This window comes from Halomonas caseinilytica, from assembly GCF_001662285.1.
GTDB classification, from domain to species: Bacteria; Pseudomonadota; Gammaproteobacteria; order Pseudomonadales; family Halomonadaceae; genus Halomonas; species Halomonas caseinilytica.
In genome coordinates, this window is the sequence record NZ_BDEO01000001.1 from 514,004 (window position 1) to 525,336 (window position 11,333).

9 protein-coding genes and 1 riboswitch are annotated in these 11,333 nt (G+C 59.2%); of the genes, 3 read left to right on the forward strand and 6 right to left on the reverse strand.

Annotated features, from left to right (window positions below):
• Positions 1 to 14: 14 nt before the first annotated feature.
• Positions 15 to 659 carry a hypothetical protein gene (locus HSDC_RS02235; RefSeq protein ID WP_064698286.1) on the forward strand — a complete coding sequence of 215 codons (645 nt, stop codon included), beginning with the start codon at positions 15 to 17 and terminating at the stop codon, positions 657 to 659.
• A 146-nt stretch (positions 660 to 805) separates the two neighbouring features.
• Here HSDC_RS02235 and HSDC_RS02240 read toward each other — a convergent pair whose 3' ends face one another.
• On the reverse strand, positions 806 to 3,178 hold the full coding sequence (locus HSDC_RS02240; RefSeq protein ID WP_082919915.1) for a glycosyltransferase: 2,373 nt from the start codon (positions 3,176 to 3,178) through the stop codon (positions 806 to 808).
• Positions 3,179 to 3,400: 222 nt separating this feature from the next.
• On the reverse strand, positions 3,401 to 4,636 hold the full coding sequence (locus HSDC_RS02245; RefSeq protein WP_073292040.1) for a Hint domain-containing protein: 1,236 nt from the start codon (positions 4,634 to 4,636) through the stop codon (positions 3,401 to 3,403).
• A 711-nt stretch (positions 4,637 to 5,347) separates the two neighbouring features.
• On the opposite strand from HSDC_RS02245, the gene HSDC_RS02250 reads away from it, so the two are divergent.
• Both HSDC_RS02250 and HSDC_RS02255 read left to right on the forward strand, forming a co-directional pair.
• Positions 5,348 to 5,566: a hypothetical protein gene (locus HSDC_RS02250; RefSeq protein WP_064698289.1), complete on the forward strand. Its 219-nt coding sequence runs from the start codon at positions 5,348 to 5,350 to the stop codon at positions 5,564 to 5,566.
• Positions 5,567 to 5,600: 34 nt separating this feature from the next.
• Positions 5,601 to 5,882 (forward strand): hypothetical protein, encoded by a 282-nt coding sequence (locus tag HSDC_RS02255; RefSeq protein ID WP_064698290.1) that lies wholly within the window; start codon positions 5,601 to 5,603, stop codon positions 5,880 to 5,882.
• On the opposite strand, the gene mntP is transcribed toward HSDC_RS02255, so the two are convergent.
• From mntP to HSDC_RS16930, 4 genes are all read right to left on the reverse strand, one after another.
• A complete protein-coding gene (gene mntP, locus HSDC_RS02260; protein WP_064698291.1) occupies positions 5,879 to 6,454 on the reverse strand; it encodes a manganese efflux pump MntP in 576 nt (191 codons plus the stop codon). The two genes, HSDC_RS02255 and mntP, sit on opposite strands and share 4 nt — an antisense overlap.
• Before the next feature lie 5 nt (positions 6,455 to 6,459).
• A riboswitch (yybP-ykoY riboswitch) is annotated at positions 6,460 to 6,634 on the reverse strand.
• A gap of 60 nt (positions 6,635 to 6,694) precedes the next feature.
• Complete coding sequence (locus HSDC_RS02265; RefSeq protein ID WP_064698292.1) at positions 6,695 to 7,603, reverse strand: LysR substrate-binding domain-containing protein; 909 nt, start codon at positions 7,601 to 7,603, stop codon at positions 6,695 to 6,697.
• Between the two features lie 65 nt (positions 7,604 to 7,668).
• Positions 7,669 to 9,687, reverse strand: coding sequence for a CocE/NonD family hydrolase (locus HSDC_RS02270; protein ID WP_064698293.1), 2,019 nt, complete (start codon positions 9,685 to 9,687; stop codon positions 7,669 to 7,671).
• On the reverse strand, positions 9,684 to 11,249 hold the full coding sequence (locus tag HSDC_RS16930) for a BCCT family transporter (protein ID WP_064698294.1): 1,566 nt from the start codon (positions 11,247 to 11,249) through the stop codon (positions 9,684 to 9,686). Before HSDC_RS16930 ends, HSDC_RS02270 begins: the two co-directional genes overlap by 4 nt.
• Between the last annotated feature and the right edge of the window lie 84 nt (positions 11,250 to 11,333).

An 11,333-nucleotide genomic window follows, 5' to 3' on the forward strand; every position in this document is an offset into this window, starting at 1 on the left:
AAGGATTCGTGTTTATGTACAAGATCGAACAACTTTCTGGCTCCCTCACGACATCGCCTTTTCGTGCCGTCGGCACGGGATTGGTGTTGGCTCTGGGCGTTGGTGCCTCGGGCACGGCATGGGCGGATGAAGTAAGCGTCACCCCCTGGGGACAGGGGTGGGCGCTGGGGGGCCATGCCGGGCAGGCGGTGCATGAAACGGTCAAGAGTGGCGAGGCCTTCAATCCCTTCGTCTGGGACTTCCGAGACTACTACATCGTCAGCACCGGCCTGCAGAAGGAACTGGTGGACTTCTGGGGGTACTCCAAGCTGTATGCCGAGGCCAATGTGTCCTACATCTTCGGCGACGAGCACTATTTCGAGACGTTCCTGACACCATCGATCAGTTGGGAACCCTTCCCCTGGGACGATGTACTCGATACTACGGCCTATCTCGGTGTCGGGGTCTCCTACACGTCGGAAACCTCACGGCTGGATGATTCGGGCGAGAACTGGATGGCGTCGATGATCTTCGAGCTGGAAGTGCAGCCCGATAGCTGGGGCCCGTGGTCACTCTATGGCCGCCTTCACCACCGGTCAACCGCTTACGGCACCTTCGGTGATGATGGGGGCGGCAGCAACATTCCCTCGCTGGGGGTGCGCTACCACTTTGGGCAGTGACGCTATTGCCCAGATGAACGCCTAGGGCATGATGATCCCGCACTAGTCCAGTGGGTGGCCATGCGACTGCATGTGCCTGTCACCGTCACCAAAACGGCCACCGGCTTTAGCAGTCGGTGGTCGTTTTTTTTGCCTGCCTGCGATGGCTATTCGTCGGATGTGGTAGGTTCTGTCGTGAAGAACGGCCGCATGTCCACGCCAGTGGTGTTGGCTGCATTCCAGTGTCGCTTGGTTTTCTTGTGCGGCAACTGGGTATGCACCTGAACCTGCCTGTACAGCATATAGTTCGGCAGGATAGCGACGCTTTCGGCGGGGGAAGGGGATTTGGCCTGGACAAGGTAACTGGCTACTGCCCGAGTCAGCAGGCCAGGGCCCGTCTTCCCCCAGGTATTGTCATTATCGCGCGATAGCAGGGCTTCGGCCGCCATCTCGGAGGCAAGCACGATGGCCGGGTGTTCCGGCGTTGCGACGATGACATTGTTGGCTACTGTGCCGAAAGGTTCCCGGAAGCAGACCATGCCCACCCCAGGAGGTAGGAGAGCGTCCAGATTACCATACAAACGGTCATCTGCATCGGCATAGATGCCACCGTGATGACGGAGGTAGCAGAGCCGAAAGAAATCAGCGCCTTCGGCAATATTGTTTGCCAACCTGAATGCGCGCTCAAAATCGGCCCCGAAGGTGCGCCTGAGGAAGGAGCGTGCCGACTGGCTATTGAAGCGCTGGTATTCAATTCCCGGCACACTTGACCAGGAATGCATGATGTCCGTCACGCTCTGGGGAGGTGTACGTTCATTCCAGTATTGCACCACCCGGCGCGGGATATATTGCTGATGATTCTGGGCTGGCTCGAGAGACTGCTTGAAATGTTGCCTGATCACAGCTATAGCAGCCTGGACATAGTGGGCGGCCAGATACCCCCTATGATTTCCGGGGGGCAGGGTGGCTTGCTCTCGGTGAAACAGTGCAAGGTCGCTCATCAGGTTGCCGATGAGTGAGATAGAGAAGTGGTCTGATGCTATTTGGTTATTCAGACCGCGCCGCTTTACCTCCTCGATGAGCTCTACTGCTTCCTGCTCTTGCCCATGTAGAATGAGCGTTCGTAGGCGTAAATCAAGAATACCGCTCGAAAGACTATAAGCATTGGCCTTGTCGAGCTCTTCCTTGGCAGCATATTCCTGCCCGGTTTCGAGAAGATTGAGGAGGCGAAGTCGAGTAAAGGGAACTCGCTTGGCATTGGGAATGGGGGCTTCCAATGTCGTGAGCGCTTCCTCGGGGTGCCCTGAATCCATCTGTAATCTGGCTTGCTGAAGGCGTAGCTCCGCATCGTCTGGCCAGCGTTGGCGACAGAAGCGAATATATCGTAACCCAAGGCCATACAAGCCGTTAGCCCTGAGGAAACGGATGAGTGTATGGACCTCCGGCAGCGTGCGGCGACTGCGTTTATCTTGACGTAGTCGTTCAAGAGCACTCTGTGGCCCTTCGATCCGTAGTGCGAACTCTGCCGCAAGTGGGGCCTGCCTGGCTTCTGGAATATGCTTCAACAGGCGGGATACAACCGCATCGGCCTGGTGAGGTTCAACCGAGGTCATGGCCTTGTTAAAGAGGATACGGGCAATGTGAACATCGCGAGGTCCGCCGTCGAGCACCTTGGTGAGCGCACGGTTTGCGATCTCCAGGTACCCGAAGCGTTCGGCTTGGTTAAACAGTACCAGTTTGTCGTGCTCCATCAGTTGATCTGCCATATCTCCTAGAAACTCAATGGCTTCACGGCAGGTACTGACGAGTTCCGGCGTGGTGGCTAGTTTCACCGCTTGCAGGATTTCCGCAGCATAGGCGGTTGATGCTGCAGGATTACATTTGGCCTGGGTCAGAAGCTCAGGAAGTGATGAGGCTGTGTCCTGGACAGTTCCAGCACTGACCAACTGTTGTCGTATGATACGGGCCTGACGATGATTCGGGTGATGTTCCAGCAAGTGGTCGAGCACCGCTCTGGCAGCCCGGAGACGGCCATGGGCTCGGTAAAATTGTACTGCTGCTAACTGGACATCCAACATGTCGAACCAGTGCCGACGCAGTTTCTGAAGCTCTCGCAGCGCGGGGCGTGTACGGTTTAGGTCGCGCAATAGCTGGAATTTTACGAGTCGTAGCTTGTACCTGTCAGGCCAGCGGGGAATGATTCTATTGATGCGTCTTAGTGCCTGACGTGGCATGCCGGCGGCAGCTTGTACCCGAGCAGTAAGTACATGAAGATGCGGGTCGTTAGGTTGTGCCTTCAATGCGACTACGGAACGCCGTAGGGCGATGTTTAACCGGCCTTGACGAAAGGCAACTTGCACCCAGAGCCGTCTTTCAGCGGGATGGGGTCTACCTGATTGCACGGCATGGTCAACCAGTGTTTCCACGCGTTCCAGATCACCCTTGGCCATGGCACGTTGGGCTTGCTGGAGAGGGGACTCCGACTCACTGGTCTCGGCCGCACTGTTACTGGGCCGCTCTTGCATCATGTCATCATCCATGAAGGAAACGTTACTCAATCTTCGGTAATGAAGGTAAGAGCTTACACTCTAGATGGCTTCAATCATGAAGGGAAGCCCATACTCTAAGATAGCCTTCGGTCACGGGCGTAGAGCCGTGTCATTGATCCTGGTATTGGCTCTGAGGTGTATGGCATAAAAAAACACCGACCAAGTATCCATGCCTGGTCGGTGTTGAGAGTTGCGCTTTCTTTTTCAGGTAGTTCAGGCGGTCTTGGCGGCCTGAGTCACGTCCTGAATGCCCAGGCGCTCGCGTACGGCCATGGGCAGCAAGCGGCGAGACGAGATGCGATGGCGGGGCATCTCGACCACGCGGGTCTCGATACCATAGAGCTCCACGTACTCGGCGTAATTGTCGAATGACTGGCGAGTCAGGTAGTCGACATAGGTTTCAGCTTCGGCACCGTTGGCCAAGATCACTTCGTGACCTTCGGTTTCGATGTGGTAGTAGGTTACATCCTTGGGCAGCTCATGGCGAGGAACGTAGTCGATAGTGTCCTGATTGACTAGCGCGCCAGCATTGATGACCAAGCCATCGATGACCATACCGTGATCTTCTGTCACCACCAGGTCACGGTTCGGCAGGCCAGAACCAAGAGCACCTTCGTTGATACGTACCGGAAGCTTGTTCAGGGCAGAAACGCGCTTGCCTGGGCTCTGGTGACCGATCCACTTGACCGATACAGTCTTGCCATCAGCCGTCAGCACCTGGTCACCGATCGACAGCGTTTCCACTGCGACTTCACCGTCGGGAGTGGCGATCATCGTGCCAGCCGCGAAGCATTGGAATGTGAAGGTACCGTCACCCGAGAGATAGGCATTGGGATCTTGGTGGAACTGGTCATACTGTTCCTGAGTCATCTCGATACGGGCGTTTACACTACCACCAATGACGCTGTTGCCTTGTGTCAGGTGCAAGGCGCCATCTCGATAGGCATCTTCAGGGTTCAAGATGGAGCCTTCATCCAAGCTCCAGTTACCGCCACCAAGGTTGAGCTCATCGCCCGCTTCCATGCCAGTGACATTGAAGCTGTAGTCATCGAGAAGGCTGATTTCACCCTTGTTGAAAGTGAATGAGCCGCCGGCGCCTCCTGAGAAATTGACATCATAGGAGTTTAGGCCGTTGAGCGTACTGAGGTCGGATGCATTTAGTGTCGCAGAGCTTTCGCCCTCAATGCCGAAGGTAAAGCCATTGAGGCCGCTAACGTTCAGCAAGCCTTGATCAACTGTCAGACTACCGCCATTGACAGACGTGAAGGTTGGCGAAGCCCCAACTTGAACGCCCGCAATGCTACCCACCGTAGCTGGCACCCCATCAACAATAAGCTCTTGGCTGCCCAAGGCTGTAATGTTGAGAGTGTTTGATTCAGCGTCTGCGCCATTTTCAGCTGAAATGGTTTGTGTGCCGGAATTGGCAAGATCGATATCGAGAATAGCCATCCTTCATCCCCCTGACGTTAGTGCTTAGTGGAGTTCTGTTTATACTTCCAGCACTGTCATGCACGCTAGAAACTTTACATGGCAGCACGAAAGCTAGTGTGAGGCGGATTTGTTGTCAATTCTGATGCTATGTAGTATCGAGCGCTTTCTTTACCCTGTGAGAAATTGCTCTCGCATCTGGAATCGATTGTTTTCTCCACCTAGGCACTCGGAACCTCCCGCTCCAAGTAGGCCTTTCTCGTCAATGAAGCTATAGCTTGGGGTGAGGGGCGTCAACGCAGAGTTGTATCCGTATGTTAACAAGGTTTGTGTTTTGTTGAGAATTTATAGGTAAATTGTTTCAAGGCTAAGGGTAAAAGGTTTGCAGGCACTGATTTTTTAATGGCTTTTTTATTGCTAATAGAAATAAGTAGATATTGTTTTTTATAGTTCTAAAGTTGAATGAGAGGGGGCGGCAGGCTGTTGATTGATTGTTCAAAAAAAGTCATTGATTGAGAATTTGTTAAGCTAACCGCATAAAAATAAACAATAATTAACTGATGAGAAAAGGTGGGGGATCGAAGGCCCATCACTGCACCTCTGTTGGCCATGAGACCTGGTTATGCCCTGACGTTATAGATCGAGATGGTGCCAGATGGTCGGCCTACTTGACGCAGGAGGGGGAGGCGCTTGCCGTTTGGGCTTCAATGTCATTTACAATTTGTAACAAATATGCCGATCTTCGATACGCTGCCGGAGCGCGGGCGAAGCGAGAGGATGGCCCTGATGATCCTGGGTGCCGAATATCTGGCTGGCGGCTTGGCTTACGGCTGCTGCCGTCATCACAACGGTGGCCGAGGAGCGCTGCCAACCGGCAAGACCGCGATTTACACCGCATTGCCATGGGGTGTCGCCATCCCGCCACAGGGCAGGCTGCATATGGCCTGCTAGCATGAGGACAATCATTCAATCGGGAGGTTCCCCCATGCGTTGGTTGTCCCCGTTACTCGGCACCCTGATCGTCATGGGGCTGGTGGGCTGCAGTTATCATCCTGCTCGTATCAGCCCTGAGCCCGCCATCGTGATCGATGATGACAGGTACTATCATGATCGCGACTGGCACGACCGTGACTGGAAGCGCGACAGGGATTACCGTCACCGCGACCATGATCGCTGGAAACGCCATCGCGATTATCGCTACCACGATCATGATCGTGGCCGGGGTGGGTTTTGTCCGCCGGGATTGGCCAAGCAAGGGCGTTGCTAGGCCAGCAGCCCCAGGTGATCGATCAGGATGCTGGTCCCGATGCCACACAGGGCGAGGCCGCCAAGAATCTCCGCCCGCTTGCCGATCATCGTGTTGATCACGCGGCCCAGCATGACGCCGAGCGTGGTCATCAGCAGGGTGGCGGTGCCGATTGCAAGTGAGGTCCAGAAAATGTTGGCGTCCATGAAGGCCAGAGTGATGCCGATCACGAGGGCATCGATGCTGGTGGCCAGGGCCGTCACCACCAGGCGCAGAAACGATGAAGGCGAACGCCGGGGCTTGTCCTCGGCGTTTTCGCTTTGCATCCCCTCATGGATCATGTGGGCGCCCAGCAGGGAAAGCAGCCCAAAGGCGATCCAGTGGTCCCAGGCGGTGACGTATTGCGCCATCGACAGGCCCAACGTCCAGCCGAGAAGGGGGGTCAGGGTTTCGACGATACCGAAGATGAGGCCGGTGCGCAGAGCATCGCGCATGCTGGGCCGTTCGGCCAGGGCTGCGCCCTTGCTCAACGAGGCCACGAAGGCATCGCTGGACATGGAGAAGGCGAGGAAGAAGGTCGAGAAAAGTGACATCTGGTGGGCTCCCGGGGTTGAAAGGCCATGACGGTGAGCGCTGTCGAAACAGCGCCATGACGTCATTGGTCTCGCCAACCTTTCGGCCACTCGTGCCACGGCATGCCTGCCGAGTGTGTTGACACGAGGACTTCCTGCGCGGCCAGCGCTGGAAGCAGGCTACTCCCCAAGAACGAGCTAGAGCTTACATGAGCGAATGGGGAATGTCATGCGCGCCTTGGGAGGTTTGAACGCTTTTCCTCAAAGGCAGGCTAGCCAACGCTGGAAGGTGCGACTGGCTAGGGTCAGGTGGCGATGCTGGGGTATAAGAAGAGAAAGCTTGCCGTGGCTGGGCAAGGCCTGGGGCAGGGCTCGCAGCAGGTGCCCCTGGCGCAGCTCGTCGGCGAGCAGCTGTTCCCACCCCAGAATGATGCCCTGGCCGGCGAGGGTGGCGTTCATCAGGACCTGATAACTGTTCGCACGCAGGCAGTGGGCCGGCTCATGCCAGGCCAGCTTCAGGGCCGTGAACCAATCCTGCCAGGTCAACCAGTCGTTGAAGTGGTCCTCGAGCACCAGCAGGGTGTGCTGGCGTAGTAGCGCCTCGGGCGTTCCGACCTCGCCATGGTGCCGGGTATAGTGAGGGCTGCACACGGCGATGACATTTTCCTCGTCAAACACCGTCTCGGCCATCAAGCCGGGCGGATCTACCTGCCCCTCGAGGTGATAGTAGAGCCCCAGGTCGAACTCGGTGAGATCGAGCCGGTAGGGATCCTCCATGGTCAGCAGTCGGATTTCGATGTGTGGATGCTGCCGCTGAAATTCGGGCAAGTGCCGGGATAGCCAGATAGAGGCGATGGTAGGGCTGGTGGCCAGGGTCAGTTGGTGGTCGTCGCCATGTCGGCGTAGACGGGCTGTTTCGTCGGCCAGGTCGCGCAGCAAGCGGCGGACGACCCGGTAGTAGTGATCCGCGGCCGGTGTCGGGCGCAGGCCGTCGGGAACACGCTCGAAAAGCGGACGGCCCAGGTCTTCCTCCAGGCGTTTGATCTGGCGACTGACGGCGCTCTGGGTCAGGTTGAGCTCGCGGCCGGCCTGGGTGAAGCTGCAATGCCTGGCGGTGGCCTCGAAGGCCTTCAGGCACTGCAGCGGGGGCAAGGCGTCGCGTCCGCTCATGGACATCCTCGGCGATGGGCAACTCGTCGTGGCGCCGAGGATATCATGTCTGCCAGGAGGCATCGTCAGATCGCTCTGCGCGGCACTTCCGTTCGCCAGTGCTTGCGGTGAACTTCCTTGCCGTCATCGTGGGCGATCTGTTCGGCCTCGATGAAGAAGGTCGTCTCGTCGCAGGTAAGACGGTAGTGGCTTTCCACGCTGACATCGAAGCGACCGGGACCTTCGTCGCGGCCGGCCCGGTAGTGCCAGGTGATGTCCGCACGGGCCCGGCTCGGGTCCTCCGGATGAGCGGTGTAGCGCTCCTGGCAGGACTGCGCCACCCGATAGCCGTGGTCGTTCAGCGTCATGGCGCCCAGGTCGTCCTCGACGATCACCGTGACTTCGCCGCTGGCCACGTCCTCCTGGATGGTACGTCGTGGCGCCGGGCTGCGCTGGGTGTCGACATCGGCGGGACGGGCGCTCTCCGGAGCCTCGAAGGGATTGGCGATAGTCTTGCCCTGATAGGTGGGCAGCTCGAGACGTTGCAGGCCAGGCTGCAGGGTGAGTGCGGCGCGCCTGGGAGTCGGCCACAGCAGCGGGAAGTTGGCCGAAGCGATCGCCACGCGCAGGCGGTGCCCGGCGGGCAGGCGATAGCCGATCATGTCGAGTTCGAGATCCACGTCCATGGGCTCGCCGGGAACCGGCGGCTCCAGATGGTCATGATCGCGCAGCGACAGGTTGAGCACGCCATAGGTGATGCGGGCCACCTGGCCGTCGGGGCGTACGTCGCTCAAGCGCACGGTGAGTTGGCCACAGGGCTGATCGCTGGCTAGTCGCAGGCGCAGTCGTGGCTTGCCGAGAATGTCGAGCGGCGCCTCGAGCGGTTGGCTGTCGAAGCACAGCGCCAGGGCGTCGTCCTGGCGTTGGTCGCCCGGCAGGTCGGGGCCGAACCAGATGGCGCAGTATTCGCCCTGATGACTGCCGGCGGTGAGCGGCGAGTCGACGGTGCGGGCCTTTGATAGGGGCGCGTCGCCGGCGACCAGGCCAGTATCGGTCAGCGCATACGGACGCTGCTCGACGTCCGCCGAGGGCCAGCCCTCGGTACGCACCCAGGCGCCCGGGCGCTCGGCGTACATGGGCTTGGGCGGCAAGGCATCCTGAAGATAGAAGGTGCCGGCCGGTTCGTCCATGATGCCGGTATCGATGTCCTTCAGCCAGTGGTCCCACCAACGCAGCGCTTCCTGGAGGAAGCCGATTGCCGGGTCGGGCACGGCGAAGTGTGGGTACTTGTGAATCCAGGGGCCGATCAGCCCCTTCTTCTGCCCCTGGAGGTGTTCCAGCAGGCGCGGCACGCTGTTCTTGTAGCCGTCTCCCCAGCCGCCGACGGCATAGACGGCGGCTTTTATGTCGGCGTAGTTCTGGTTGACCGAGCCATGCTTCCAGTAGGCGTCGCGGGTCTGGTGGCTCATCCAGGTCTCGGCCAGCAGCGGCATGTTGTCGAGACGCTGCTTCCAGCGTTCGCGCCACATTTCGCCGACCAGGGCCGGGTCAGGTGGTGCTGCCGAGAAGCTGAGCATGGTGGCCGACCAGCCCAGGTTTTCGTGCAGCAGGTTGCCACCCTTGTAGTGGATGTCGTCGGTGTAGCGGTCGTCGGTGGAGCACAAAGTGATGATGGCCTTGAGTGGCTCGGGCTTCAGTGCTGCTAGTTGCAGCGAATTGAAGCCACCCCAGGAGATGCCCATCATGCCGAGTTTGCCGTTGCACCAGGGCTGGCGGGTCATCCAGTCGATCACTTCGAGGCCGTCGGCCTGCTCCTGGGGCAGGTATTCATCGGCCATCAACCCCTCGGATTCGCCGTTACCACGCATGTCGACCCGCACTGCCGCATAGCCGTGGCCGGCGAAATAGGGATGCGTCAGCTCATCGCGCACCGCCGTGCCGTCGCGTTTGCGGTAGGGCAGGTATTCGAGGATGGCGGGTACCGGATGCTCCTCGGCCCCTTCCGGCAGCCAGATGCGGGCAGCGAGTCGGGTGCCGTCCGAGAGCGGGATTTCTAGGTGCTCGATCTCGCGGATACGATGCGGGAAGTTGGTCTTCACGTTCATTGCGGCTGGCCTTGTGCGTCGAGAGGTTCGCGATTGATCGAAGTGTCGGGGCATTCGAGGGCGCTGGGGTCGCGTAACCAGTGCCAGAGGGAACCGCTGGCGAGCAGGATGATCACCAGGGCGGGCAGGCCGCCGAGGTTGGAAAGCATCTTGACGCCATCGATGCCGACGAAGCTGGTCATCACCCAGGCGATGATGCCGACCACCACGCCCCAGATGATCTTCATGGGAATGCCGGCGCTGAAGTCGGAGTCGGCGGTCAGGCCACGGGTGCAGAGGTTGCCGATGGCGTCGGTGTTGGAGTCCGCTGCTGTGACATAGGAAATGAAGGCGATGAACAGCAGCAGCGGCACCCAGAGACCGGACAGCGGTAGCTCGCCGAAGAGTCGGTAGAGAACGTGCTCCACGCCCTCGTCGTTGAGCACGCTGTGCAGGTCGATCCCGGTGCGCATCTGGAAGTAGAGCGTGGCGCCGGAGAAGATGACGATCCACACGGTGGCGAACAACGACGGGTAGAGCAGGTTGATGCGCAGGAAGTCGCGTACGCTGTAGCCGCGTGAGATCCGTCCCAGGAAGAGCGAGGCCACGGGCGCCCAGGCGAACCAGATGGCCCAGTAGAAGATCGACCACCAGTGCGGCCATTGGTCGTCGCCGGCAGCGCCGGTGAACAGGCTGCGGGTGAAGAAAGTGTCGAGGTAGACGCCGAACGACTCCACGCCGATCTGCAGCATGAACGCCGTGGGGCCGAATACGAAGACGAATAGACCGAGCACCAGAAGCAGCCAGGCATTGAGTGCCGAGAGGCGGGCGATGCCCTTCTTCAAGCCGCTGGCGGCCGAGAGCACGAAGGTGACCACGATTACCGCGATGATCAGGCCGAGGCGCAGGGGATTGGTGTTGCCCTCGATGTACTGGCCGAGGCCGCCGGCCAGGGTGATGGCGCCGGTGCCGAGGGTCGCGGCCATGCCGGCTACCAGGGAATATAGCGCCAGGGCATCGATCAATCCCGAGTAGCGGGTGATGCGAGGGCCGAAGACTGGCTCGAGCATACTGCTGATGGAGAACTTTTGCCGGCGGTTGTAGAACGCCAGGGCGAAGATCAACGCCGGGACCGCGTAGATGGCGTAGGGCGTGAAGGTCCAATGCAGGAACATGGTCGACATGGCGAACAGCGCCGCCTCGGAAGAACCGGCTTCCATGCCCAGCGATTCGGGTGGCCCCATCAGGTGGTAGAGCGGCTCGGCGGTGGTCCAGAACAGCACGCCGACCGCCAGGGTGGTGCACAGCGTGATGGAGAACCAGCGGGTTTTCGACAGCAGCGGTTCGGCATGCTTGCCACCGATGCGGATGCGTCCGAGCGGCGAGACATACACCGCAATGGCGAGTACCAGCAGGTAAAGGCTGCCCAGGCTGAACAGCCAGGAGAAGCGTTTCAGGATGGCGTCGTTGAGCTGACTGGTGAAGCCGAGAAAGGCGTCCAGATCGACCAGGCTGCCGATCACGGCGGTGAGCAGAATGAGAAAGGTCGGCCAGAAAACCAGGGGCCGCATGTGATGGGGCATGGGCATCTCTCCACTTATTGTGTTGTCACCGGAATGTCTCCGGCGCATGGCTGGATACCTTAACGGCCCGCACCTTGGGGATGA

Coding starts and splice junctions, on each gene's coding strand:
- HSDC_RS02270 (WP_064698293.1), bottom strand. CDS start 9,687: ATGAACGTGAAGACCAACTTCCCGCATCGTATCCGCGAGATCGAGCAC.
- HSDC_RS02255 (WP_064698290.1), top strand. CDS start 5,601: ATGCGTTGGTTGTCCCCGTTACTCGGCACCCTGATCGTCATGGGGCTG.
- HSDC_RS02250 (WP_064698289.1), top strand. CDS start 5,348: ATGCCGATCTTCGATACGCTGCCGGAGCGCGGGCGAAGCGAGAGGATG.
- mntP (WP_064698291.1), bottom strand. CDS start 6,454: ATGTCACTTTTCTCGACCTTCTTCCTCGCCTTCTCCATGTCCAGCGAT.
- HSDC_RS02265 (WP_064698292.1), bottom strand. CDS start 7,603: ATGAGCGGACGCGACGCCTTGCCCCCGCTGCAGTGCCTGAAGGCCTTC.
- HSDC_RS02245 (WP_073292040.1), bottom strand. CDS start 4,636: ATGGCTATTCTCGATATCGATCTTGCCAATTCCGGCACACAAACCATT.
- HSDC_RS02240 (WP_082919915.1), bottom strand. CDS start 3,178: ATGGATGATGACATGATGCAAGAGCGGCCCAGTAACAGTGCGGCCGAG.
- HSDC_RS02235 (WP_064698286.1), top strand. CDS start 15: ATGTACAAGATCGAACAACTTTCTGGCTCCCTCACGACATCGCCTTTT.
- HSDC_RS16930 (WP_064698294.1), bottom strand. CDS start 11,249: ATGCCCCATCACATGCGGCCCCTGGTTTTCTGGCCGACCTTTCTCATT.